Source organism: Arthrobacter sp. CG_A4, from assembly GCF_035985125.1.
In the GTDB taxonomy this organism is placed as follows: Bacteria; Actinomycetota; Actinomycetes; order Actinomycetales; family Micrococcaceae; genus Arthrobacter.
Genome location: NZ_JAXCID010000031.1, coordinates 1 through 24976, shown reverse-complemented (window position 1 = coordinate 24976; position 24976 = coordinate 1). Strand labels below are relative to the sequence as shown.

The 24976-nt window shown below is 67.2% G+C and carries 22 protein-coding genes and 1 tRNA gene; all 23 read left to right on the top strand.

From position 1 onward, the window contains the following. Positions 1 to 101: 101 nt before the first annotated feature. Complete coding sequence (locus RCH07_RS13365; protein ID WP_326967962.1) at positions 102 to 533, top strand: organic hydroperoxide resistance protein; 432 nt, start codon at positions 102 to 104, stop codon at positions 531 to 533. Then, the gene (locus RCH07_RS13360) at positions 530 to 1564 is read left to right on the top strand and encodes an NADP-dependent oxidoreductase (protein WP_326967961.1); all 1035 of its coding nucleotides are present in this window, start codon (positions 530 to 532) and stop codon (positions 1562 to 1564) included. Before RCH07_RS13365 ends, RCH07_RS13360 begins: the two co-directional genes overlap by 4 nt. 361 nt (positions 1565 to 1925) lie before the next feature. After that, entirely contained in the window at positions 1926 to 3035 is a 1110-nt protein-coding gene (locus RCH07_RS13355; protein WP_442784829.1) for a BMP family lipoprotein, read from the top strand. A 168-nt stretch (positions 3036 to 3203) separates the two neighbouring features. Beyond that, positions 3204 to 4823 (top strand): ABC transporter ATP-binding protein, encoded by a 1620-nt coding sequence (locus tag RCH07_RS13350; RefSeq protein WP_326967960.1) that lies wholly within the window; start codon positions 3204 to 3206, stop codon positions 4821 to 4823. Then, entirely contained in the window at positions 4816 to 6219 is a 1404-nt protein-coding gene (locus RCH07_RS13345; protein WP_326967959.1) for an ABC transporter permease, read from the top strand. Before RCH07_RS13350 ends, RCH07_RS13345 begins: the two co-directional genes overlap by 8 nt. Then, positions 6216 to 7559, top strand: coding sequence for an ABC transporter permease (locus RCH07_RS13340; RefSeq protein ID WP_326967958.1), 1344 nt, complete (start codon positions 6216 to 6218; stop codon positions 7557 to 7559). The genes RCH07_RS13345 and RCH07_RS13340 overlap by 4 nt, the downstream gene beginning before the upstream one ends. Then, positions 7556 to 7987 (top strand): cytidine deaminase, encoded by a 432-nt coding sequence (locus RCH07_RS13335; protein ID WP_326967957.1) that lies wholly within the window; start codon positions 7556 to 7558, stop codon positions 7985 to 7987. The genes RCH07_RS13340 and RCH07_RS13335 overlap by 4 nt, the downstream gene beginning before the upstream one ends. Further along, entirely contained in the window at positions 7984 to 9306 is a 1323-nt protein-coding gene (locus tag RCH07_RS13330; protein ID WP_326967956.1) for a thymidine phosphorylase, read from the top strand. Before RCH07_RS13335 ends, RCH07_RS13330 begins: the two co-directional genes overlap by 4 nt. A 132-nt stretch (positions 9307 to 9438) precedes the next feature. Then, positions 9439 to 10071, top strand: a complete 633-nt coding sequence (locus RCH07_RS13325) for a DedA family protein (protein ID WP_326967955.1) — start codon at positions 9439 to 9441, stop codon at positions 10069 to 10071. Between the two features lie 97 nt (positions 10072 to 10168). Further along, a complete protein-coding gene (locus tag RCH07_RS13320; RefSeq protein WP_326967954.1) occupies positions 10169 to 10948 on the top strand; it encodes a DedA family protein in 780 nt (259 codons plus the stop codon). A gap of 76 nt (positions 10949 to 11024) precedes the next feature. Then, complete coding sequence (locus tag RCH07_RS13315) at positions 11025 to 12191, top strand: adenosine deaminase (protein ID WP_326967953.1); 1167 nt, start codon at positions 11025 to 11027, stop codon at positions 12189 to 12191. A 79-nt stretch (positions 12192 to 12270) separates the two neighbouring features. Continuing rightward, the gene (locus tag RCH07_RS13310) at positions 12271 to 12936 is read left to right on the top strand and encodes a MazG nucleotide pyrophosphohydrolase domain-containing protein (RefSeq protein ID WP_326967986.1); all 666 of its coding nucleotides are present in this window, start codon (positions 12271 to 12273) and stop codon (positions 12934 to 12936) included. Positions 12937 to 13054: 118 nt separating this feature from the next. Next, positions 13055 to 14335, top strand: a complete 1281-nt coding sequence (gene eno, locus RCH07_RS13305; protein WP_326967952.1) for a phosphopyruvate hydratase — start codon at positions 13055 to 13057, stop codon at positions 14333 to 14335. Between the two features lie 178 nt (positions 14336 to 14513). Continuing rightward, on the top strand, positions 14514 to 15203 hold the full coding sequence (locus RCH07_RS13300) for an FtsB family cell division protein (protein WP_326967951.1): 690 nt from the start codon (positions 14514 to 14516) through the stop codon (positions 15201 to 15203). 95 nt (positions 15204 to 15298) lie between these two features. Next, complete coding sequence (locus RCH07_RS13295) at positions 15299 to 16078, top strand: DUF501 domain-containing protein (RefSeq protein WP_442784830.1); 780 nt, start codon at positions 15299 to 15301, stop codon at positions 16076 to 16078. Continuing rightward, positions 16075 to 17019, top strand: a complete 945-nt coding sequence (locus RCH07_RS13290; RefSeq protein ID WP_326967950.1) for a Ppx/GppA phosphatase family protein — start codon at positions 16075 to 16077, stop codon at positions 17017 to 17019. Before RCH07_RS13295 ends, RCH07_RS13290 begins: the two co-directional genes overlap by 4 nt. A gap of 116 nt (positions 17020 to 17135) precedes the next feature. After that, positions 17136 to 18560, top strand: a complete 1425-nt coding sequence (locus RCH07_RS13285) for a S8 family serine peptidase (RefSeq protein ID WP_326967949.1) — start codon at positions 17136 to 17138, stop codon at positions 18558 to 18560. Positions 18561 to 18598: 38 nt separating this feature from the next. Further along, positions 18599 to 20068, top strand: coding sequence for an NAD(P)/FAD-dependent oxidoreductase (locus tag RCH07_RS13280; RefSeq protein WP_326967948.1), 1470 nt, complete (start codon positions 18599 to 18601; stop codon positions 20066 to 20068). Between the two features lie 135 nt (positions 20069 to 20203). After that, positions 20204 to 21205: an N-acetyltransferase gene (locus RCH07_RS13275; RefSeq protein ID WP_326967947.1), complete on the top strand. Its 1002-nt coding sequence runs from the start codon at positions 20204 to 20206 to the stop codon at positions 21203 to 21205. Beyond that, positions 21196 to 21272: transfer RNA gene (locus tag RCH07_RS13270), tRNA-Leu, on the top strand. The genes RCH07_RS13275 and RCH07_RS13270 overlap by 10 nt, the downstream gene beginning before the upstream one ends. Before the next feature lie 564 nt (positions 21273 to 21836). Beyond that, a complete protein-coding gene (locus tag RCH07_RS13265; protein ID WP_326967946.1) occupies positions 21837 to 22646 on the top strand; it encodes a hypothetical protein in 810 nt (269 codons plus the stop codon). A 127-nt stretch (positions 22647 to 22773) separates the two neighbouring features. Beyond that, the gene (locus RCH07_RS13260; RefSeq protein ID WP_326967945.1) at positions 22774 to 23187 is read left to right on the top strand and encodes an MmyB family transcriptional regulator; all 414 of its coding nucleotides are present in this window, start codon (positions 22774 to 22776) and stop codon (positions 23185 to 23187) included. A 190-nt stretch (positions 23188 to 23377) separates the two neighbouring features. Continuing rightward, the gene (locus RCH07_RS13255; RefSeq protein WP_326967944.1) at positions 23378 to 24730 is read left to right on the top strand and encodes an ABC transporter substrate-binding protein; all 1353 of its coding nucleotides are present in this window, start codon (positions 23378 to 23380) and stop codon (positions 24728 to 24730) included. Positions 24731 to 24976: the final 246 nt, after the last annotated feature.

Below are 24976 nucleotides of genomic sequence, written 5' to 3'. Positions count from 1 at the left end.
CGTCAAATCGCCGGACGCTTAGCGCGATGCAGCAGGCTTCCGGCGAGTGCCACGCTCAACACCTTGGCCCCAGCAGATTTTCCCCAACAGATCGGAACCCCTTGAAGACTCTCTACACCGCAGAAGCACTCGCCTCGGGCGAAGGCCGGGACGGCAACGCCCGCACCCGGGACGGCAAACTCAACGTGACCCTGGCCAGCCCAGTGGAACTCGGCGGCAACGGCGAAGGGACCAACCCCGAGCAGCTGTTCGCCGCGGGCTACGCGGCGTGCTTCCATTCCGCGCTGCGGCTCGTCGGACGCAAGGAGAAAGCGGACCTGACGGATTCCGCCGTCGCCGCCAAGATCCACTTTGGTGCCCTCCCCGACGGCGCCGGTTACGGGCTCGCCGCCGAACTCGAGATCGCGCTGCCCGCCGTGGACCGCAGCACCGCGGAATCCCTCGTGGCCAAGGCACACCAGATCTGCCCCTATTCCAACGCCACCCGTGGCAACATGGCAGTCGACATCACCATCCTGGAGGTAGCAGCATGAGCGCCAATACCGGAGAAACCGCCACGATTCCCGCCCTCACCAGGGAGATCCAGCTGGCATCCCGGCCGCACGGCCGCCCCGTGCCGGCGAACTTCCGGCTTACGGAAACCAACCTGCCGGAGCTGCAGGACGGCCAGGTCCTGGTCCGCAACCTCTACATCTCGGTAGACCCCTACATGCGCGGCCGGATGAACGACGTGAAATCCTACTCGGCGCCCTTCAAGCTGGACGAAGCGATGGAGGGCGGCGCCGTGGGCGAGGTCATCGCCTCCCGCTCGAGCGAGCGCACGGTGGGGGACACGGTGGTCCATGCGCTGGGCTGGCGCGGATACGCCGTGCTCGATGCGGCCGCAACGTCTCCGGTGAACACCGATCTCGCCCCGGCGTCCGCCTTCCTCGGCGCGCTCGGCATGACCGGCCTCACCGCCTACGCCGGCCTGCTCAAGGTCGCCGAGTTCAAGTCCGGCGAGGTGGTCTTCGTCTCCGGTGCCGCAGGGGCCGTCGGTTCCTTGGTGGGGCAGATCGCCAAGGCCAAGGGCGCCTCCCGCGTCATCGGCAGCGCCGGCTCCGCGGAAAAAGTGGCCCGCCTCCTGGAACTGGGCTTCGATGCCGCATTCGACTACCACGACGGACCCGTTGCCGAGCAGCTCGCCGGGGCCGCCGGGGAACGCGGCATCGACGTGTACTTCGACAACGTCGGCGGGGAACACCTGGAAGCCGCACTGGGGACGCTCACGGTTGGCGGCCGGGTAGCGATGTGCGGCGCCATTTCGCAGTACAACTCCACCGAACCCACCCCGGCCCCGCGGAACCTGATGCAGGCCATCGGCAAGCAGCTGACGCTCAAGGGCTTCCTGGTGGGCGGCTACTGGCAGCACATGGCCGAGTATGTCGGGACTATGTCCGGCTGGCTGGACGACGGAACCGTGCGCTACGACGAGACGGTGGTGGACGGGCTGGACAACGCTCCGCAGGCCTTTATGGATCTGCTGGACGGCGCGAACACCGGCAAGATGCTGGTCCGGATCTAATACCGCGAAGCCGGCCCAACGAAGCCGGCCCAACGAAGCCGGCCGCCTGGCGAAAGCCCCCAAACCGCACGGCGCAGCCCCCGGCCCCGTTTCCTCCAAGGATCCCGCGCCGGGGGCGCTTGTGCATTCGCGGACGAAGCAGCGGCGGCTACCGCTTGGTAACAAGTTCTCAACAATCTGGGGACTCACAGTGAACTCTGCTACTTGGACGTGTCCTGGGACACTAAAGTAGCTTGCATCAGTGCGCCTCGGCGCAGTGCTGCGAACTTCATCAGTGAAAACAGCGTTTCAGCGGCAATACCGCCAACAGACACTCATTGAACCCCTGTCGCAGCGCCTACTCTTTCTTCCTGGAGGAAAATTGAAGAACTCACTGCGTGCAACCTTCAAGCGCGGTTCAATGACCGGCGTCGCCACCGCCGGTGCGGCTGCTCTCCTGCTCACCGGTTGCGGAGCCGCCCCCGACGCGGGCAGCAGCGCCAGCAAGACGGCCAGCAACTACACGGGCTGCATCGTGTCCGACTCCGGTGGATTTGACGACCAGTCGTTCAACCAGTCCTCCTACGAAGGCCTGAAGAAGGCTGAGAAGGACCTGGGCATCAAAGTCAACGAGGCCGAGTCCAAAACCAACAACGACTTCGAGCCCAACCTGCGCGCCATGGTCACGGCCGGCTGCAACCTGACCGTCACGGTAGGCTTCCTGCTCGGCGACGCCACCAAGGCCCAGGCCACGGCGAACCCGGACAAGCGCTTCGCCATCGTTGACTTCAGCTACGATCCCGCAGTCAGCAACGTCAAGCCGATCATCTACGACACGGCCCAGGCCGCCTTTATGGCCGGCTACCTCGCGGCAGGCACCACCAAGACCGGAACGGTCGCCACCTTCGGCGGTATCAAGATCCCCACGGTCACCATCTTTATGGATGGCTACGCCGACGGTGTGAAGTACTACAACGAGAAAAAGGGCAAGAGCGTCAAGGTTCTCGGCTGGGACAAGGCCAAGCAGGACGGCTCCTTCACCGGTGACTTCGAGAAGCAGGACAAGGGCAAGCAGTTCACCCAGAACTTCCTGGACCAGGGTGCGGACATTGTGATGCCCGTCGCCGGTCCGGTGGGCAAGGGTGCCGGCGCGGCGCTGAAGGAAGCCAAAGCAGCAGGCAAGGACGTCAAGCTCATCTGGGTTGACTCCGACGGCTTCCTCACGGCACCGGATTACAAGGACATCATGCTCTCCTCCGTTATGAAGCAGATGGGCGAGGCCGTTGAGGCCGTTGTGAAGGAAGACAAGGACGGCAAGTTCACCAACACCCCGTACGTCGGCACCCTCGCGAACGACGGCGTGCAGCTGGCTCCGTTCCACGATCAGGCGTCCGCCGTTCCGGCTGAGCTGAAGACGGAGCTGGACCAGATCAAGAAGGACATTGCCGACGGCAAGCTGAAGGTTGACTCCGCAGCAAGCCCGAAGGCCTAGCCTCCTCCGTTCAGCGCCACGGCCCGTCCGGTCATTTACCGTACGGGCTGTGGCGCTTTTCGTTGAGCGGGCTCCGGCCCTCGCCCGGCCGCAGGCACTAGGCTTGTGCTGCAGCCCCACGTCCCGTCCGGGCCGCGTCGTCCGGACACTTCGAGATTGGTCAGAGTTTTGAAACTTGAACTCAAGGGGATCACCAAACGCTTCGGCTCCCTGATAGCCAACGATCACATCGATGTGGTCGTTGAACCCGGGCAGATCCACTGTCTGCTCGGTGAGAACGGCGCTGGCAAGTCCACGCTGATGAACGTCCTGTACGGACTGTACGAACCCACCGAGGGACAGATCCTCGTCGACGGCAAGCCCGTCACCTTCCGCGGGCCGGGGGACGCCATGGCGGCCGGCATCGGCATGGTACACCAGCACTTCATGCTAGTACCGGTCTTCACCGTTGCCGAAAATGTGGCCCTCGGTGCGGAAACCACCAAAGCCGGCGGATTCCTGAATCTGGCGGACACCCGCCGGAAGATCCGGGAGATTTCAGACCGGTACGGCTTCGACGTCGATCCCGATGCCCTGATCGAGGACCTGCCCGTCGGCGTGCAGCAGCGCGTCGAAATCATCAAGGCCCTGGTCCGCGACGCCAAGGTGCTCATCCTCGATGAGCCCACGGCCGTGCTGACCCCGCAGGACACCGATGAGCTGCTGGACATTATGCGCCAGCTCAAGAGCCACGGAACCTCCATCGTCTTCATTTCGCACAAGCTCCGCGAGGTCAAGGCCGTCTCCGACACCATCACGGTGATCCGGCGCGGCAAGGTGGTCGGCACTGCCAGTCCCGCGGCCTCGACGACGGAACTCGCGTCCATGATGGTGGGCCGCGCGGTCAACCTGACCCTGGACAAGGCGCCGGCCCAGCCGCAGGAAAAGACCTTCCAGGTCCAGGACCTCACGGTCATTGCGCCGAGCGGCCAGCACGTCGTGGACGGCATCAGCTTCGACATCGCCCGCGGCGAGATCCTGGCCATAGCCGGTGTCCAGGGCAACGGCCAGACGGAGCTGACCGAGGCCATCCTGGGCCTGCAGGACCGCGTCCACGGCTCCATCCTGCTGGACGGCGAGGAACTGCTGGGCCGCAGCGTCAAGGATGTCCTCAAGGCAGGCGTCGGCTTCGTGCCCGAAGACCGCTCCGTCGACGGCCTGATCGGCACGTTTTCCATCGCGGAGAACCTGATCCTGGACCGCTATGACCAGGCACCCTTCGCCAAAGGCATCAGCATGAACCCGGCCAGGGTGCTGGAGAACGCGAAGACCCGGATCGACGAGTTCGATGTGCGGACGCCGTCCGGTTCGCTGGCCGCCGGGACCCTGTCCGGCGGCAACCAGCAGAAGCTGGTGATGGCGCGGGAGCTTTCCCGGCCGCTGCGGCTCTTTATCGCCTCCCAGCCCACCCGGGGCGTGGATGTGGGATCCATTGAGTTCCTGCACAAGCGCATCGTGGCGGAGCGGGACCACGGCACCCCGGTCATGATCGTCTCCACCGAACTGGACGAGGTGATCGAGCTCGCCGACCGGATCGCCGTGCTCTACAAGGGCAAGCTGGTCGGAATTGTCCCGGCCGGCACCGGCCGCGACGTCCTAGGCCTCATGATGGCCGGGCTGTCCCCGGACGATGCCCATGCCGACAGCGCCACCAGGAACCAGGCAACCGCCCCGGCCCCGATCCCGGCGGCCGCCGCCCACCCCGCGCAGGATCCCACCGCCAGCGCCGTAGGAGACGACCTTGACTGACAAGAACCCGCCGGGACACCCGGCTGACCCGGGTCCGGGCGAATCCCAGGAAACGCCGGCACCGGAAGCACACGTCCCCGGGCAGGAGGCGGCGGCAGCCGGTGCTGCCAACGCCACCTCGCTCGATACCGCAGGCGGCGCCATGCGCCCGTCGGCGGTCCCGGTCTCCGGCCAGAGCGGAACCATTCCCGGCGGCCCGGACTCCGTACTGCGCAAGATCTTCACCGGCAGCGGCATGGTCTCCGTCCTCGCGGTGCTGCTCGCCCTGATCCTCGGCGGCCTGCTCATTGCCAGCACCGACAAGCAGGTCGGTGCCACGGCCGGCTACCTCTTTGCCCGGCCCGGCGACTTCCTGTCCGCCGTCTGGTCAGCCGCCACCCGCTCCTACGTGGCGCTCTTCCAGGGATCCGTGTTCAACCCCCGCGGGGCGACAGTGGCCGGGCAGTTCGCCCCGCTGATGGAAACGCTCACCATCGCCACCCCGCTGATCACCGCCGGCCTGGGGGTCGCCCTGGCATTCCGGGCGGGCCTGTTCAACATCGGTGCGCAGGGACAGATCATCATGGCCGGCATCCTGGCGTCCTGGGTGGGCTTCGCGCTGCACCTGCCGCTGGGTCTGCACCTGCTGCTGGTTCTCCTCGCCGGCGTCGTCGGCGGCGCCGTCTGGGGCGGTATCGTCGGCTTGCTCAAGGCCAGGACCGGAGCCCACGAGGTCATCGTGACCATCATGTTCAACTACATCGCGCTCTACCTGGTGCGGTATCTGCTCGACACCCCGGCGTTCCAGCGGCCGGGGGAGACCACCCCGATCTCCCCGATCCTCGATGCGACCGCCGTCTACCCGCAGATCCTGGGCAGCCAGTACCGCCTGCACCTCGGGTTCCTGCTGGCGATCGCTGCCACCGTGTTCGTCTGGTGGCTGCTGAACCGTTCCACGGTGGGCTTCGAATTCCGGGCCGTCGGCGCCAACCCCCAGGCAGCACTGACCGCCGGCATCAACGTTCCCCGCGCCACCATCCTGGTGATGGCCATCGCCGGGGGCCTGGCCGGGCTGTCCGGCGTCGCGCAGGTGGCGGGCACCGAGAAGGTGCTCACCGACGGCGTCGCCGCCACCTACGGCTTCGATGCCATCACTGTTGCACTGCTGGGACGCTCGACGCCGTGGGGCACCTTTGCCGCCGGTGTGCTGTTCGGCGCCTTCCGCGCCGGCGCCGTCCAGATGCAAATCCAGACCGGCACCCCGATCGACATTGTGCTGGTGGTCCAGTCGCTGATCGTGCTCTTCATCGCCGCCCCTCCGCTGGTGCGTGCGGTCTTCGGGCTGAACCCGCGAAAGAAGAAGGCCGCGTCCGCAGGGAAATCCCAGAAGGCAGCAACCACCGGAGGTGCAGCATGAGCACAACAGCAACATCGCCCGTTCCGGGAAAGCCCCAGCCGGGAAAGCCCCAGCAGGGCATGTCCCGGCCAGCCCGGGACCACACTCCGGCGGTCTCCGCCAAGCCCGTGACGTGGAAGTTGCCGGTGACGCTGCTGGTGCTGGGCGTCGTGGCGTTCATCTTCTTCGGCCTGCTCGGCCCGAACCAGACGGCGAAATTCGGCATCTCCTCCAGCGGCGACTTTTTCCAGTTGCCCGCGATCGAAGTGCCTGCCTTCCTCGCCGGGATTCTGCTTTCCGTGATCATGCTGGGCCTTGCGGGCTACGCCGTGGCCCTGAAAACAAAAAACCAGCTGCCGCCGGGCTGGCTGCAGATCGCGTTCATAGTCCTGTTTGTGGCCGCGTTCCTGATCTGGGTTGTCGGCGGGGCCCGCACCCCGAGCATCTCGCTGGCCGGCCTCATCGCGGGTTCCGTGACCCTTGCCGTGCCGTTGGTCTTCGGTTCCCTCTCGGGAGTGCTGTGTGAACGCGTCGGCGTCGTCAACATCGCCATCGAGGGCCAGCTCCTGGGCGGCGCCTTCACTGCCGCGATTGTGGCCACCCTGACGAAGAGTCCGTTCCTCGGCCTGATCGCGGCTGCCATTGCCGGCGCGGCCGTGTCCATGGTGCTGGCACTGTTCAGCATCAAGTACGTGGTCAATCAGATCATTGTCGGCGTCGTGCTGAACGTCCTGGTGTCCGGCGTCACCGGCTTCCTGTTCAGCACCGTGATGCAGGCGGACAAGGCGCAGTTCAACTCGCCCGGCCGGCTCCCCATCATCGACATCCCGGTCCTGTCCAGCATCCCGGTGCTCGGCCCCATCCTGTTCAAGCAGTCCGTCGTGGGCTACCTCATGTACATCGCGGTCATCGTGGTGTGGGTGGGGCTGTTCAAGACCAAATGGGGCCTCCGCGTCCGGGCCGTGGGCGAGCACCCGCAGGCCGCTGACACCATGGGCATCAAGGTCAACGCGACCCGCTTCTGGAACGTCACGCTGGGCGGCGCGATCGCCGGCATCGGCGGTTCGTTCTTCACCCTCGTGGCGATCGACAGTTTCACCAAGGAGATTTCCGGCGGCCGCGGGTTCATCGCCCTTGCCGCGCTGATCTTCGGCCGCTGGAACCCGATCGGCGCGTTCTTCGCCGCACTGCTGTTCGGCTTTGCCGACAACCTGCAGAGCATCGTGACGATCATCGGTACCCCGGTACCGAGCCAGTTCATGGCCATGCTGCCGTACCTCGTGACGGTGCTTGCCGTGGCCGGACTCGTCGGCCGCTCCAGGCCGCCCGCCGCCAGCGGCATACCGTACGTCAAGGGATGACGGCGGACGACGGCGGGGCCGGAGACCAGCGCACCGGCGTCGACTGGGGCGCCCTCAAAGCCGCCGCGGTCCACGCCATGAACAACGCCTACGCACCGTATTCGAAGTTTGCGGTGGGGGCAGCAGCCCTCACCGCGGACGGCCGGATCGTCAGCGGCTGCAATGTTGAAAACGCCAGCTACGGACTGACTCTGTGCGCCGAGTGCGCCCTCGTGGGCGACCTGCAGATGACCGGCGGCGGCCTGCTGCGCGCCTTCTACTGCGTGGACGCCGGCGGCAACGTCCTGATGCCGTGCGGACGCTGCAGGCAGCTGCTCTACGAATTCCGGGCCCCTGACATGGAGCTTATGACCACCCAGGGAATCAGGACCATGGACCAGGTCCTTCCCGACGCCTTTGGACCCCAACACCTGGAGGAACCCCAGTGACACAAACTTCAAACCCGACCGAAGCGTTCGACGCCGTCGACATCATCCGCATCAAGCGGGACAAGGGCGTGCTCAGCCCCGCCCAGATCGACTGGACCATCGACGCCTACACCCGCGGCGCCATCGCCGACGAGCAGATGGCCGCCCTGAACATGGCCATCCTGCTCAACGGCATGGACCGGGCCGAGATCTCCCGCTGGACCGCAGCGATGATCGCCTCGGGGGAACGGATGGACTTCTCCAGCCTGCGCCGGCCCGACGGCGGCGTCAAGCCCACGTCCGACAAGCACTCCACGGGAGGCGTAGGGGACAAGATTACCCTCCCGCTGGCACCCCTCGTGGCGGTCTTCGGCGTCGCCGTGCCCCAACTCTCGGGCCGCGGGCTGGGCCACACCGGCGGCACCCTGGACAAGCTCGAATCGATTCCGGGCTGGCGTGCGGCGCTGAGCAACGAGGAAATGCTGGCCCAGCTCCAGGACGTGGGCGCGGTCATCTGCGCCGCGGGCGCCGGACTGGCCCCGGCCGACAAGAAGCTCTATGCCCTGCGCGATGTCACCGGCACGGTCGAGGCCATACCGCTGATCGCCTCTTCGATCATGAGTAAGAAGATCGCCGAAGGCACCGGTTCGCTGGTGCTGGACGTCAAGGTGGGCAGCGGGGCGTTTATGAAGAACGTGGCGCGGGCCCGGGAACTGGCCGAGACCATGGTGGCCCTGGGCAAGGATGCCGGGGTCAACACGGTGGCGCTGCTGACCAACATGGACACGCCCCTGGGCCTCACCGCGGGCAATGCGATCGAGGTCGAGGAATCGGTCGAGGTGCTTGCCGGGGGAGGCCCGGAAGACGTCGTCGAACTCACCGTCCGGCTCGCCGAAGAGATGCTCGCCTGCGCCGGTGTCCACGACGCCGACCCCCGGGCAGCCCTGAAGGACGGCCGGGCCATGGACGTCTGGAACCGCATGATCGAGGCGCAGGGCGGGGATCCCCGCGCCAAGCTGCCGGTTGCCAGGGAATCCGAGGTCATCTACGCCCCGGCCGACGGCGTCCTGGTGGAACTCGACGCCATGGCCGTCGGCGTCGCGGCCTGGCGTCTCGGCGCCGGGCGCGCCCGCAAGGAAGACCAGGTCCAGGCAGGTGCGGGCGTTCGCATGCATGCCAAGCCGGGCGCCCTGGTGCGGGCCGGTGAACCGCTTATGACCCTGCTGACGGACACCCCGGAGAAGTTCGAGCGGGCCAAGGAAGCGCTGGAACACGCCGTCGTGATTGCCCCGGAGGGCTCCCGCCCGGCGCAGCAGCTCATCATCGACCGCATCGCCTAAGAAACCCGGCTTGCCCTATCACTTGTGGTCCCCAAACCCCTGGTTTGGCCGCCACAAGTGATAGGGCAACCAGTCAGCGGCCGGCAGTACACTTGTCCCCACGGCAATGCTCCCGGTGTTCGTTAGGAAACAGTGCAGGCAATCAACGATTTCATTCTGGCCGCCGCAGGCCAGCCCTGGGTGCTGCTGGTCGTTTTCGCCTGCTGCGTGATTGACGGCTTCTTTCCGCCGATCCCCAGCGAATCCGTGGTCGTCGGGCTGGCGGCCGTGGCCGCCACGGCCGACGTTCCCAACCCGCTGCTCCTGGCGGCGGTTGCCGCGGCCGGGGCCTTTTTGGGCGACAACACGGCCTATTTGATCGGCCGCGGCACCGGAACGCAGCGCTGGGCCTGGATGCGCGGGCCCCGGATCCAGAGGGCCTTCCGCTGGGCCGGTGCCGAACTGCGCAAGCGGCCGGCGTCGCTGATCCTCGTGGCCCGGTTCGTGCCGGTCGGCCGGGTTGCGGTCAACCTGACGGCCGGCGCCACGCACTACCCGCGGGCCCGGTTCGTGGGGCTGACGGTGCTCTCGGCGGTGCTCTGGGCGAGCTACTCCGTGGCGATCGGGCTTTTCTTCGGCCAGTGGTTCGAGGAGAACCATCTGCTGGGCGTCATCGTCGCTGTCGTGTGCGCGATTGGCCTGGGCATCGCGCTGGACCTTGTCATCAGCAGGGTGCGCGGGAAGCTCCCGCAGGACACGGAGCCCGTCCCGCCGTCGGAGCCCTAAAAGCGGACTGAATTCCGCGGCCGGAACGTAGCGGATACTTCCCGGCCGTGGGACACTGAAGAGCGCTTACCGACACTTCCCTAGGAGCACTCCCCGCGTGGAATTCATCAATGAGGCTATCCTCCATGCCGCGGGACAATGGTGGATTTATCCGGTTCTCCTGGTCTTTTGCTTCATTGACGGCTTCGTGCCCATTCTGCCGAGCGAAACCCTGATCGTCGCCCTGGGCGCCCTCTCGGTGACGTCCGGGGAACCCAATATGTGGCTGGTCATGGCCGCCGGCGCCCTTGGGGCCATCGCCGGTGACAATATGGCCTACCTGCTGGGCCGGCACGTCGGCGTCGAGCGCTTCCGCTGGATGCGCAAACCCAAGGTTCAAAAGACCCTGCACTGGGCCCGTTACGAGCTCGACAAACGCGGCGCAATGCTGATCTTCACGGCCCGCTATATTCCGGTGGGGCGCGTAGCCGTCAACTGGATTGCCGGCACCACCGGCTACCCCCGGCGGCGCTTCATCGTCCTGGACTTCTTTGCCTCCATCACCTGGGTGGCCTACTCGGCGGGCATCGGCATCCTGGCCGGGAACTGGGTCCACGAACACCCCCTGCTCGGCGTCGGGATCGCCGTCGCCTTCGCCATCGTGCTCGGCATCGTGATCGACCACCTGCTGACCTGGCTGCACCGCTGGCGCGACACCCGCGGCGCCGCCGCGGCCACCAGCCGGGCCGCCGGGCACGCCTCCGACGCGAAGGCCGCCCACTCCGGGGCGCACCCCGAGCCGGCGCCCGCACCGGCGGCCGCACATTCGCCGGCACCGGCGCATTCGTCCGCGCCGTTGCACCCGCCCGTGCCGGCCCAGGCCGACGCCGACGCCTGAGTCCGCTCTTCGGGCAAATCCCGATCGGGCATTTCTCTGGCTGGCATTGCACGCCCTCCGACCCTAAGGTTGGAACGTGACTGAGACTATTCCTGACGCTGCCCCTGACCTCGACTTTGACCTGAAGGGCCTCCCCAAGGTTTCCCTTCACGACCACCTGGACGGCGGACTTCGTCCGGCCACCATCATTGAACTTGCCGAGGCCGCGGGACACACCCTGCCCTCGACGGACCCCGTCGCGCTGGGGGAGTGGTTCCGCGAGTCAGCCGACTCAGGGTCCCTGGTCCGCTACCTCGAAACGTTCGACCACACCATCGCCGTGATGCAGACCAAGGACGGGTTGTTCCGCGTCGCCAAGGAGTTCGTGGAGGACCTGGCCGACGACGGCGTCATTTACGGCGAAGTCCGCTGGGCCCCCGAGCAGCACCTGCAGCAGGGCCTGAGCCTGGACGAAGTGGTCGAAGCGGTGCAGGCGGGCCTCGAAGCCGGCGTGGACGCCGTCGCCGAGACCGGCCGCGATATCCAGGTCGGCCAGCTGATCACGGCCATGCGCCACGCCGACCGCGGCCAGGAGATCGCCGAACTAGCGGTCCGCCACCGCAACAACGGCGCCGTCGGCTTTGACATCGCAGGTGCCGAGGACGGCTTCCTGCCCGCACGCTTCAAGGACGCCTTCACCTACCTGGCCCAGCACAACTTCCCGGCCACCGTCCACGCGGGTGAGGCCGCCGGCCTGGAAAGCATCCAGTCCGCCCTCGTCGACGGCCGTGCCCTGCGGCTCGGCCACGGCGTCCGGATCGCCGAGGACGTCACCGTTGAATTCGACGACGACGAAGGGGCTGCCGAACTCGACGACAGCAGCGACGAGGTCAACGACAGCATCGGTTTGGTGACCCTGGGTGAGCTCGCCAGCTGGGTGCGCGACCGCGGCATCGCCCTGGAGATCTGCCCCTCTTCCAACCTGCAGACCGGCGCCGTCGCGGGCTTCGGCGAGGGAATCGAAAGCCACCCGCTGGACATGCTCTACCAGCTCGGCTTCAACGTCACCATCAACACGGACAACCGGCTCATGAGCGGGGTGACGCTGACGGACGAGTTCGAACTGCTGGTGGAGACCTTCGACTACGATCTCGACGATCTGCTGGAGCTGACGCTCAACGCCGCCGAGGCCGCCTTCCTGCCGCTCGAGGAGAAGGAAGCACTTGTCGAATACATCAACGAGGCCTACGCCGACCTTGGCTAACGAGGACATCCCACCCGTCCAGGGGCAGCTGGCAGAGCTGGTCGAAACGATCGCCGCACTGCGCGAGCACTGCCCCTGGATGGGCGCCCTCACCCATGAATCCCTCGTGGAGTACCTCCTCGAGGAGGCCTATGAGGTGGCGGAAACCATTGAGACGGCCGGTGGTGACGCCGAGCTGAAGGCCGAGTTGGGCGACGTCCTGCTTCAGGTGGTCCTCCATGCCCGGCTCGCCGAGGAGCGCAGCGCCTTTGACCTCGGCGACGTCGCCACCGGCCTGTCCGCGAAGATGGTCCGGCGCAACCCGCACGTCTTCCGCCCCGACGGAACGCTGCAGGATTCCTTCCCGGCGACGGTCGAGGAGATCGTCCGGACCTGGGACGCTGTCAAGCGCGCCGAGAAGGTCCTGCACTCCGGGGCGCCCCACGCCGGAACCGGCCACCGCGGTGACACCTTTGAGGGCGTTCCTGCGGCGCTGCCCGCCCTGGCCCGGGCCCAGAAACTCCTGGACCGGGCAGAACGCGCCGGCCTCCCGGCGGCCGGCAGGGAAACCGCCGTCGGGATACCGTCTACCGAAGAGGAACTCGGCAATTTTCTCTTCGGCATCGCCGCAGCAGCCCGGGAGGACGGGCTCGACGCCGAACGCGCCCTGCGCGGTGCGATCCGCCGCTTCCAGGAAAGCCCGCCTACGCCGTCGTCCGGTATATCCGGCGACGGTGACGTCCGTGTACCGGATAGGTTTCTGTAACTGATCCCACTCTCGACTAGGCTGGGTAGCGACGAGGACGTCGGTTTTTCAGCTTGATTCCCAGCTTGATTTCCATTCAGATTCCCAGCAGATCGCTTCACCTAAAAGGAGCCTATCCATGGCGCTTATCGATGCCATCCACGCCCGCGAGATCCTCGATTCCCGTGGCAACCCCACCGTAGAAGTTGAAGTCCTGCTCTCGGACGGCCAGATCGGCCGGGCGGCAGTTCCCTCCGGAGCCTCCACCGGCGAGCACGAGGCCGTTGAACTCCGCGACGGCGACAAGGGCCGCTACCTTGGCAAGGGGGTCCAGAAAGCCGTCGACGCCGTCATTGACCAGATTGCCCCGGCGCTCATCGGCTTCGACGCCACGGACCAGCGCAGCATCGACCAGTCGATGATCGATCTGGACGGCACCGCCAACAAGAGCAAGCTCGGCGCCAACGCGATCCTGGGCGTGTCCCTGGCCGTCGCCAACGCCGCAGCGGCCTCCGCCGACCTGCCGCTCTACAAGTACCTGGGCGGCCCGAACGCTCATGTCCTGCCGGTGCCCCTGATGAACATCCTCAACGGCGGCTCGCACGCCGACTCCGACGTCGACATCCAGGAGTTCATGGTTGTCCCGCTCGGCGCCGAGACCTTCTCCGAGGGCCTGCGCTGGGGCGTAGAGGTCTACCACGCGCTCAAGGCGGTGCTGCAGGCCAAGGGCTTGTCCACCGGTCTCGGCGACGAGGGCGGCTTCGCGCCGAACCTGCCGTCCAACCGGGCGGCCCTGGACCTCATCCAGGAAGCCATCAGGAATGCCGGCTACACCCCGGGCAAGGACATCGCCCTGGCCCTGGACGTTGCCTCATCGGAGTTCTTCACCGACGGCGCCTACCAGTTCGAAGGCAAGGCCCTCAGCTCCGCCGAGATGAGCGCCTACTACGCCGAGCTGGTCGCCGACTACCCGCTGGTGTCCATTGAGGACCCGCTGGACGAGAACGACTGGGACGGCTGGAAGACCCTCACCGACGCCATCGGCGACAAGGTCCAGATCGTCGGCGACGACCTCTTCGTGACGAATCCGGAGCGGCTCCAGACCGGCATCGACTCCCGCACCGCCAACTCGCTGCTCGTGAAGGTCAACCAGATCGGTTCCCTGACCGAGACCCTGGACGCCGTGTCCCTCGCCCAGCGCGCCGGCTACACGACCATCACTTCGCACCGCTCCGGCGAGACCGAGGACACCACGATCGCCGACATCGCCGTTGCCACCAACGCCGGCCAGATCAAGACCGGCGCCCCGGCCCGTTCCGAGCGCGTCGCCAAGTACAACCAGCTGCTGCGCATCGAAGAGGAACTCGACGACGCCGCACGCTACGCCGGCCGGAGCGCTTTCCCGCGTTTCAAGGGCTAGCAGCCGCACAAACGACGAACCGGTGGCTATGGTTGAAGGACCATGGCCGCCGGTTCCGTTTGCGGCCCCTCCGCAGCTGGCGACGGTTGACCCCGGCCGGTAACGCCGGTCAAGGCCGCGGTTGTCAGCAGGAAAGCAGCACGCCAGCCCGGCAGGGGCCGGGCATGACAGGAGTGACATGGCTACCCGCCGACCCAAGGTTCCCCGGGCGACGCCAGCGGCCCGGAAGCATTCCGGCACGGGCGACGGCGGCGACGTCATCCTGGCTGACTTCGGCGTCCCGCGTGGCACGCCGGGCACCCCGGCCGGAGCCCGGCTGGGTCCGGCCACGACCGCGGCCGGCACAGCCTCCGCCGACTCCCATGCCGCCGGCAAGGCGGCACCGGGCAAGCCCGGCACGTCCAGGCAGGGCACGTCCCTGCCCGGCACCGCCACCCGGGCCAAGGACTCCGCCGGGGCGGAAGAAAACCTCGGTCCTGTCCCCGCCAAGGCGTTCTCGGGCCGCATGCTGGCCCTGCTCGTCGTCATGATTGCCATCACCATCATGCTGGCCCCCACGGTGAAGATTTTCTTCGAGAAGCGCGCCGAAATCGCCGGGCTGCAGGCGGATATCTCCGCTGAACAGTCGAAGCAGACAGACTTGTTACGCCAGGTCTCCCGCTGGCAGGATCCGAACTACGTGAAGCAGCAGGCCCGCGACCGGATTAACATGGTTATGCCCGGAGAGACGGGCTATTGGGTCTTCGGCAGCGATCTTCCCGCCGGACAGCCCGATGGCGCGGCCGGGGCTGGGTCCGCACAGGACCCGGCCGAGCTGCCGTGGGTGGACTCCCTCTGGGACTCCATCCGGCGTTCGGCAACAGACTAAGACGCGGCGCCCGCCGCAGGACTGTCCGCCGGACACTCCATACAGGGCAGGAAGGCGCCGCGCCAGTGGACGAGAACCCAGTGCACGAGAACCCAGTGGACGAGAGCCCAGCCGCAGGGGATCCCGCGGCAGCGGGCACGGCAGGGACGCCGGCGGAGTCCCGCCGGCCCTCGCCGCACGACCTCGACGTCCTGAGCCGACAGCTCGGCCGACCGGTGCGCGACGTCGTCGAGATCCCGGCCCGCTGCCTCTGCGGCAACCCGCTGGTGGCGGCCACCTCGCCGCGGCTCGGCAACGGGACACCCTTCCCCACGGTGTTTTACCTGACCCACCCGGTCATCACCTCCGCCGTATCCCGGCTGGAGGCTGCAGGCCTGATGAACGAGATGAACGTCCGGCTCGGCGGCGATGACGCGCTGGCCGACGATTACCGCGCCGCGCACGGGGCCTACCTGGCGTCCCGCGCCGAAATCGGCGCCCGCTCCGGGATCGGCGCCGTGCCGGAGATCGACGGCATCTCCGCCGGCGGAATGCCCACCCGCGTCAAATGCCTGCACGTTCTGGTGGGCCACACCCTCGCGGCCGGACCCGGCGTCAACCCGCTCGGCGACGAGGCCCTCGAGGCCATCAGCGAATGGTGGACCAGGGACCGCTGTTATTGCGACGGCGCCTGGGACACCGGCGGAAACGTTCCCTCGCAGGACCTCAGCAGGCACGGACCGCAGGGCCTGCCGGAGATCGTGGGCCGGCCGGCCCCGGTCCGGACGTCCCGCACCGCGGCCGCCGACGGCATGGACGCCGGAAGCACGACCCCCAAAACCGCGACCGCCAAAACCGCGACCGCCAAAACCGAAGCCGCCGGAGCCGGCCAATGAGCCGTGTGGCCGCGATCGACTGCGGCACCAACTCCATCAGGCTGCTGATCGCCGACGTCCAGCCCGGGGCAACGCCGCGGCTGACGGACATCGTCCGCGAAATGCGGGTGGTCCGGCTTGGCCAGGGCGTCGATGCCACCGGAGAGTTCGCGCAGGAGGCCCTGGACCGCACCCTGGCGGCGACGGCCGACTTCGCGGAGCTGATCCGCCGACACGGCGCCCGCAAGGTCCGCTTCGTGGCTACCTCGGCCACCCGGGACGCGCGCAACCGGCAGGTCTTCATTGACGGCGTCCGCGAACTTCTCGGCGTCGAACCCGAGGTCATCACCGGGGACGAGGAAGCAGCCCTGTCCTTCGCCGGCGCGGGCAGCGTGCTGCCGTCCCGCGGACAGGACCCGGTGCTCGTGGTGGACCTCGGCGGCGGCAGCACCGAATTCGTCCTGGGCAACGCCGACGGTGTTACGGCCGCCTTCTCCGTCGATGTCGGCTGCGTCCGGATGACCGAACGGCACCTGCGCGACGACCCGCCGACGGCGGCGCAGATCGCCGCGGCGGAGGCCGACGTCGACGCCGCCATCAGCGAGGCGGCGAAGACCGTCCCCCTGGACCGGACCACCGCCGTCGTTGGTGTGGCAGGCTCCGTCACCACCATCACCGCGCACGCCCTGGACCTGCCGGAATACTTGCCGCAGGCCATTCACGGCACGGAGCTGCCGCTGGAACACGTACGGCGCGCCTGCACCGAGCTGCTCGAAATGTCCCGCGCAGAACGGGCGGCCCTGCCCTACATGCACCCGGGCCGTGTGGACGTGATCGGGGCAGGAGGACTCGTCTGGCGGCGCGTGCTGGAACGACTGGCCGAGGTCACGGAAGGCAGGATCACCACGGCAGTCACCAGCGAACACGATATTCTGGACGGCATTGCCCTGAGTATTAGCTAGCAGCACCAGCCAGCCGCATCAACCAGCAGCATCAGCTCGATCGAGCGGAACCAACCATCCTTGCCGCTGCCCCACCGCGGCGCCAGCCCACCAGCCATACCGCCGATAGGACCCGAATGACCAGAGCAACAGCCCGGCCCCGCCGGACCGCCTCCGCGATGATGGCCTTAGCCCTGGCTGCAGGCAGCCTTTCGGCAGCGCTGACTGCTGCCCCCGCCGCCCACGCGGACGGCTGGCGCGACAAAGAATACTGGCTGGCCGAGTATGGCATCGCCAAGGCCTGGGAAGTCTCCAAGGGAGCCAACGTCAAGGTCGCCGTGATCGACAGCGGAGTGGACGGCAAACACCCTGACCTGGCCGGTGTGATGGCCGGGGGAGTCGACATCTCGGGAGCCGGCAGCCCGGACGGCCAGAAAAGCATCGGCGCCAGACCCGAGCACGGGACCCTGGTGGCCACAATGCTTGCCGGCCGCGGCCACCAGCCCCCCAGCCCCAGTCCTACCGCCAGTCCCGGCCCCGGTGCCACCCCCAGTGCCACCCCCAGCGCCGCCCCCGGTCCCGCCGTCGGCCCGGACGGGATCGTAGGCGTGGCGCCGGAGGCCCAACTGCTGTCCGTCTCCACCTGGCTCGGTTCGGCCAACCCCGGCGGCAAGAGCGATCAGGACCAGATTCCGCAGGCGGTCCGCTGGGCCGTGGACAATGGTGCCCGCGTCATTAACATCTCGCTCGGCAGCACCTCCCCGGAGTGGCCGCAGAGCTGGGACGCGGCCTTCCTGTACGCCGAACAGAAGGACGTGGTGATTGTCGCCGCCGCGGGAAACCGGGTGGGCGGCAATGTGCAGGTGGGGGCGCCGGCCACCATTCCCGGTGTGCTGACCGTCGCCGGGCTGGACCGCAAGGGGGCTGCCAGCATCGACTCGTCCTCCCAGGGCATCAGCATCGGCGTGGCGGCCCCCGCGGAAAACCTCATCGGGGGCATGCCCGCCGGCGGCTACGCCGAATGGGCCGGCACCTCGGGAGCCACGCCGATCGTCGCCGGCGTTGCCGCCCTGATCCGCTCCAAATGGCCGGAGATGACGGCGAGCCAGGTCATCAACCGGATTGTCAGCACCACAAGGGACGCCGGGGCGCCGGGGAAGGACCCGCTGTACGGCTTCGGGATCCTCAACGCCGAGGCAGCCCTCAAGGCCGATGTCCCTGACACCAAGGCCAACCCGCTGGGCTCGATTTCGGACTGGGTCCGGGTCCACCGGCGCGGAAACCCGGTGACGCCGCCGGCCGCACCCGCGGCCACCCCGTCCAGTGCCGCGCCGGCGCTGCCGGAGGCCACCGTGCCGGTGGCAGAGCCGCCCTCGCAGCTGGACAGCGCCGTCCCGGCGATGGTCGTCCTGGGTTTCGGCGGGCTGTTCCTGGGCATCCTGGGGACTGCCGGTTTCCAGCTTCGGCGGGCCGGCCGGACGCCACCGACGGGGGGGCCGGACGGCCCCGGCGGGCCCGAAACAGGAGTCCTGGATGCGGTGGACCCAGACGGCAAACCCTAGTTAGTGAAGTTTTTCACAAACTACGGTATTCTTGGGGGATGGCATCCTCACCCCAGCTCCAGGACCGTCCCAGGGTACTCGTCGTCGGCGGCGGGTACGTCGGCCTGTACGTGGCCCTCAAACTGCAGAAGAAGATCGCGAACGCCGGCGGCATCGTCACCGTCGTGGATCCCCTGCCCTACATGACGTACCAGCCTTTCCTTCCCGAAGTTGCCGGCGGCAACATCGAGGCGCGCCACGCTGTCGTATCGCACCGCAAGCACCTCACGCAGACGGAACTCATCCAGGGCCGCGTTACCTCGATCGACCACGCCAACCGCACGGCCGTGGTTGCCCCGGCCGACGGCGGCGAGAACTTTGAAGTTCCGTATTTCGACGTCGTGGTGGCCGCTGGCGCGATCACCCGCACCTTCCCGATCAAGGGACTCGCGGACAAGGGCATCGGCCTCAAGACCATTGAGGAAGCCGTCGCCCTGCGCAACGGTGTCCTCGAGCGGATTGAAGCCGGCTCGCTTATGGCGGACCCGGTGGCCCGCGCCCGCGCCTTGACATTCGTCGTCGTCGGCGGCGGCTTCGCCGGCATCGAGTGCATCACTGAAATGGAAGACCTGGCCCGGGCCGCGGTCAAGAAGAACCCGCGCATCCAGCAGGAGGAAGTCCGCTTCGTCCTGGTCGAGGCCATGGGCCGGATCATGCCCGAGGTCACCGCTGCGCAGGCCGAATGGGTGGTGGAGCACCTCCGCAGCCGCGGCATCGAGGTTCTGCTCAACACCTCGCTGGACAACGCCGAAGGGTCCCTGAAGCTGATCAACCTGCCGGACAAGACCCCGGCGCAGGAATTCGAGGCGGACACGCTGGTCTGGACCGCCGGCGTGCAGGCGAACCCGATGATCCGCTCCACCGACTTCCCGCTCGAGCCCCGCGGACGGGTCCGGGTCCTCCCGGACCTGCGCATCGCCGGGGACGAAGGCATCGTCGAGAACGCTTGGGCCGCCGGAGACATTGCGGCCGTACCGGATATCACGGGCAGCGGCCTGCCGGACGGTACCTGCGTCCCGAACGCCCAGCATGCCCTGCGCCAGTCCAAGCGCCTCGCCAAGAACCTGTGGGCCTCCCGCTGGGACAAGCCGCTCAAGGACTACAAGCACAAGAACCTGGGCGCCGTCGCAGGCTTCGGCGAATGGAAGGGGGTGGCCAACATCAGCCTGATCGGCCGCATCGGCCTCAAGGGTCCCCTCGCCTGGCTCGCGCACCGCGGCTACCACGGCCTGGCCATGCCCACCTTTGAGCGGAAGATCCGCGTTGTGTCCGGCTGGTTCTGGGCCCTTTTCCTGGGACGCGACACCACCCAGCTGATCGACCTGGACAACCCGCGCGGTGCGTTCGTCTCCGCCGCGACTCCGGCTCCGAAGCCGGCCGCGGTTCCGGCCGCCTCTCCGGCTCCGAGGCCGGCCGCCGAGGCTGCCAGGGCTGAGACCAAAGAAGCTGTCCCGGCCGACTCCAAGTAGCCCGCAACAGTATTCGACGGCGGCCGTTCCCTTCCGGGGGAACGGCCGCCGTCGTCGTTCCCGGGAAGTCGGACGCCCGGCGTCGTTCCCGGGGAGTCCGGCGCCCGGCGTCGGGTCCGCGAATAGACTGGCTCCATGACAGCTGAAAAGGACCTCCACACTCTGCTGGCCAGTATGCGACCCGAGCTCCGCGACGGCGAATTCGTCTATGTCGTGTGGCCGGCCGGCAGACCCCTGACCGGAGCCATCGAAGCCGCCGTCCGTGAGGCCGAGGGGCTCACGGTCGTGCTGCCGCGGGACGAAGCGGACAGCCTGGGGCTGTCCTATGACTTCGTCGGGGCCTGGATCACCCTCCAGGCGCATTCCTCCCTCGAAGCGGTGGGCCTGACCGCTGCGGTCAGCGGCGCCCTGACCGAGGCCAGGATCAGCTGCAACGTCCTGGCCGGCTTTCACCACGACCACCTGCTGGTTCCCGTGGTTGATGCCGACCGCGCGCTGGAGGTGCTGCACGAACTGGTAGGCGCCAGTGGCGGGCACACGCCGGCACCGGAGCTCGTGCTGCGCAACGAACAGCCCGCGGACCGGCCCGCCATCCTGGCCCTGACCGCCGCGGCGTTTGCCGTCTCGCCTGTCACCGGACTGCCCGTCGAGGGCCAGCCGGAGGAGGTTGAGCTCCTCGCCCGGCTTTTCGAGTGCGGGGACTACCTGCCCGGGCTCAGCCTCGTGGCGGAACTCGACGGCGAGATTGTCGGGCACGTGATCAGCACCCGCGGCTGGGCGGGCGAGCTGGCGCTGCTGGGGCTCGGCCCCCTCGGAGTGGTGCCGCGGCTGCAGCGCCACGGCATTGGATCCGCACTTATGAAGGAAATGATTGGCCGGGCCAACGCCGCGCGGGAGCGGGGGATCGGGCTGCTGGGCAGTCCGGAGTACTACGCGCGCTTCGGCTTCGTGGCGTCCACCTCGCTCGGCGTCGAGGCCCCGGACCCTGCCTGGGGTCCACACTTCCAGCTGCTTCCGCTGGCCGTCTGGCCCGGCGGCGTGAGCGGGACCTTCCGCTACGCCGGGCCGTTCGGCACGCCGCCGGTTGTGGCGGACGGGGCAGCGCGACGGGATAGCATTGACCGGGCGCCCCAGTAGCCCAATTGGCAGAGGCAGCGGACTTAAAATCCGCGTGTTGTGGGTTCGAGTCCCACCTGGGGCACCAACGGCCGTCACGGATTCCGTGACGGCCATACCCTTGTCGGCGTCTCAATGTGGACAGGCCGGCGGCCCGTCAGGCCGATAGGGTCCGGCTCTGGCCAAACTTTCGCGGCAGCGGGCTTCTCAAACGGCCGGAAGAAGGCCATCATTCAGGCTAAGCCGGTCCGGAATTGGCAGCGGTCTCATGTTGAGGGGAGGAGGCTGAACCCACCTTCATATCCTTTCCCCGGTGATCACCCCGTGAGATCGCAATCCGCGTGCCGTTCGAGTGATTTCGTTCAGCTCGGCAGAGGTGCGGTTCGCCAGCGTTGCCCTGCAGATCGGCTCCATAACGTTGCCGGGTCAGCCGCTGGAAGCCACAACATTCCAACAGCGAAAGGCTACTTAGATGTTCCGCTCACACGAACGACTAAACGCGCTGGGTTCCGCTCTCATACTGGGACTGACAATGTCCACGGTGGCGTCCTGTACCGCACCAAACGCGGCCCCGGCCACTGCCACACCGGCCCCGCCCCCGGCCACTGCCACTGCCACACCGACGCCCACGCCCACGCCAACGGTGGCGCCGGTGCTCGCAGGGCTCTGCGGGCCAGGGACCGCCCTCACCTTCGACCGCAGCGCCTTCCCGGCGTCACCGACGATAGACAACAAGTGGTTTCCGCTGACGCCCGGCATGCAGTACACGACGACGGGCACGGTGATCGGCGCGGAAGGCACTACTGCGCGCACCGTGACCCACTCTGTGACCGGACTTACCAAGTTGATAGACGGCGTCAAAACCCAGGTGATGTGGGACCGCGACTACGCCGATGGAGAGCTGGTGGAATCCGAATTGGCTTTTTTCGCCCAGACGGATCGTGGAGTCGTCTGGCTCTTCGGGGAATATCCTGAAGAATTCGAAAACGGCGAATTCACCGGCGCGCCTGCCACCTTTCTCAGCGGCTTGTCCGGAGCCCAGGCGGGGATAGCGATGCCGGCCGCCCCCCGGGCCGGCACGCCGAGTTACGTGCAGGCTCATGCGCCTGCGGTGAATTTCCTGGACTGCGGGGGCGCGGTTCAGGAGAATCAGCGGGTGTGTGTTCCCACCGGGTGCTACGACGATGTGCTGGTTATTGATGAGCACAATCCGCTGGAACCGGCGGTAGGCCACCAGCAGAAGTTCTATTCGGCAGGCACGGGTCTGGTGAAAGTGACGGCCGTGGGCGGCGACAAACAGGAGACCTTGGATCTTGTCAAGGCGGAAAAACTCTCCGACGCCCAGCTGAGGGACATCAACCAGCAGGCACTGATACTCGACCAGCACGCGTACCAGGTCAGCACCGACTACGCCAGGACCCCCAATGCCGAGGTTGCGACAGACAGCTCCGGCGCCAAGTGAGAGGCTTCGGAGCGAATATGACTCAATGAAATGCCACACCTCACAGCACACGAGGAGAGGCCCCCGATTCTCCCTTAGCTCCAGGGGAATCGGGGGCCTTTACTCTGTCCTGCGGCAGCACCAGAGTATGGACCTGCGTCCGGACAGGGCCACGTCCCGCAGACACCCCGCCGAAGCCCCCGCCCCAGCGGCTCGGCTACGCCTCGCACTCGACATGTACGCCAACCCGGCACGTCCGGCCCACCACGCCCCGGTTCATCCAGTCCGAGCACCGCCCCGCCTGTTCGCTGCAAACTGGGCCCGGGCAGCCCATGGCACCGCCGCGATCCTGCGCACTGGAGCCGGCCGGAACCCCAACAACCGTGCCCTGACAGGGCTGGTCGGTGAATCCATCCGCAGCCACGAGGTCCGCACCCGGAGAGCAGAACACAACGTGCGCCAGCACGTCACCGGCGTGAAGCACTTTCACAACTCGATCACCGGCGGGCTCCGCCTGTTGTCGAGCCCGCCACTTGTCCAGCCCGACACCGACGGGACCTGACCCCGAGGGCAGGCGCCGTCGTCGACCCCCAACCGCGCCGACTAGATTTCCTCTATGCAACGACTGTTATAAGGATGTGACCGTAGTCACTTACGTTCGGGGCGGATTTGCAATAGCTTGAAGGTAACTCAGGAACACCTGATCATTCGCATCAAAGGCCGTTCGCACCTTTAGATCGAGGAGATTGTCAATGACTTCATTCCCCCAGGTGGCGCCCCGCATCGCTAAGCTGACAGCGCTTAGCATCGGCGTCGCCCTTCTGGCTACGGCTTGTGGTGGCACGTCCACCCCGACGTCGACAGGATCCGCCACCGTCAAGGCAGCGGGCATCGCCTGCCCGGCCCCCGGTGCCGGCGCCGGAGCCAGCACCCAGGCCGCCGGCAACGCCGGTCCTGTCCCGGCCGCCACCACAACCACCCCCACCGCGCTGAAGATCGGCTCGCTTCTGCCGACCACCGGGTCGCTTGCCTTCCTCGGCCCGCCCGAAATCGCTGGCGTCAACCTTGGCATCAAGGAAGTCAATGATGCCGGCGGCGTGCTGGGCAAGCCTGTTGAGGTCACGCACCGCGACTCCGGTGACACCAAGACCGATATCGCCACCCAGTCCACCACGGCACTGCTTGGCTCAGGTGTCAGCGCAATCGTGGGTGCCGCCTCATCGGGCGTCTCCAAGACCGTGATCAGCCAGATCACCGGCGCCGGCGTCATCCAGTTCTCCCCGGCCAACACCTCGCCGGACTTTACCGCCTGGGACGACAAGGGCCTCTACTGGCGCACCGCACCCTCGGACGTTCTTCAGGGCAAGGTCCTCGGAAACTACATGGCTACCTGTGGCGCCCAGACCGTTGGCATGATCGTCCTGAACGACGCCTACGGAACCGGCCTTGCAAAGAACGTGAAGTCGGCGTTTGAGTCAGCAGGCGGCAAGGTTGTCGCAGAGGAACTCTTCAACGAAGGTGATTCCCAGTTCAGCAGCCAGGTTGACAAGGTCATTGCGGCCAAGCCGGACGCCATTGCCCTGATCACCTTCGACCAGGCCAAGAGCATCGTTCCGCTGATGACGGGCAAGGGCATCAAGCCCACGCAGCTCTTCCTCGTGGACGGCAACATGTCCGATTACAGCAAGGACTTCACGGCAGGAACCCTGAAGGGCGCCCAGGGCACCATCCCGGGCACCTTCGCCAAGGATGACTTCAAGAAGAAGCTGCTGGCGATCGATCCCGCGCTGAAGGACTACAGCTACTCCGGCGAGTCCTACGACGCCGTGAACCTGATCGCACTGGCCTCCGAGGCTGCCAAGAGCACCAAGGGTGTGGACATCGCCAAGCAGCTCAAGGCGGTCTCCGAAGTCGGCGAGAAGTGCAACACCTTCCCGTCCTGCGTCACCCTGCTCCGCAACGGCAAGGACATCGACTACGACGGCCAGTCCGGCCCCGTAACGTTCTCCGACGCCGGGGACCCCACGGAAGCCTACGTCGGCATCTACGAGTTCCAGGATGACAACACCTACAAGGCGGTCAAGGAAGAATTCGGCAAGCTGTAGAGCCGGTTTCCTAGGTGCGTGGGTCGGTAGCGGTTCGCCGGTTCCGCAGGTTTGCGTCGTGACGGCGCGGAGGCCGGGTCTCCTTTCTGGAAGGGGGCCCGGCCTCCTGGCATTTTCGCGATAGGAAGCCTGGAAGGCCCCTGTGGGGTGGGGTTCGGGTCCTGCCGCTTCGATCCCGTGGCCGCGTCCCCGGGGTGGTCAGGCGGTTTGGGTCCGGTAGCTGAAGAGTTTGAGCAGGTTGTGGCA

Coding starts and splice junctions, on each gene's coding strand:
- RCH07_RS13360 (WP_326967961.1), top strand. CDS start 530: ATGAGCGCCAATACCGGAGAAACCGCCACGATTCCCGCCCTCACCAGG.
- RCH07_RS13340 (WP_326967958.1), top strand. CDS start 6,216: ATGAGCACAACAGCAACATCGCCCGTTCCGGGAAAGCCCCAGCCGGGA.
- RCH07_RS13335 (WP_326967957.1), top strand. CDS start 7,556: ATGACGGCGGACGACGGCGGGGCCGGAGACCAGCGCACCGGCGTCGAC.
- RCH07_RS13310 (WP_326967986.1), top strand. CDS start 12,271: ATGGGCGCCCTCACCCATGAATCCCTCGTGGAGTACCTCCTCGAGGAG.
- eno (WP_326967952.1), top strand. CDS start 13,055: ATGGCGCTTATCGATGCCATCCACGCCCGCGAGATCCTCGATTCCCGT.
- RCH07_RS13300 (WP_326967951.1), top strand. CDS start 14,514: ATGGCTACCCGCCGACCCAAGGTTCCCCGGGCGACGCCAGCGGCCCGG.
- RCH07_RS13290 (WP_326967950.1), top strand. CDS start 16,075: ATGAGCCGTGTGGCCGCGATCGACTGCGGCACCAACTCCATCAGGCTG.
- RCH07_RS13285 (WP_326967949.1), top strand. CDS start 17,136: ATGACCAGAGCAACAGCCCGGCCCCGCCGGACCGCCTCCGCGATGATG.
- RCH07_RS13280 (WP_326967948.1), top strand. CDS start 18,599: ATGGCATCCTCACCCCAGCTCCAGGACCGTCCCAGGGTACTCGTCGTC.
- RCH07_RS13275 (WP_326967947.1), top strand. CDS start 20,204: ATGACAGCTGAAAAGGACCTCCACACTCTGCTGGCCAGTATGCGACCC.
- RCH07_RS13260 (WP_326967945.1), top strand. CDS start 22,774: ATGGACCTGCGTCCGGACAGGGCCACGTCCCGCAGACACCCCGCCGAA.
- RCH07_RS13255 (WP_326967944.1), top strand. CDS start 23,378: ATGACTTCATTCCCCCAGGTGGCGCCCCGCATCGCTAAGCTGACAGCG.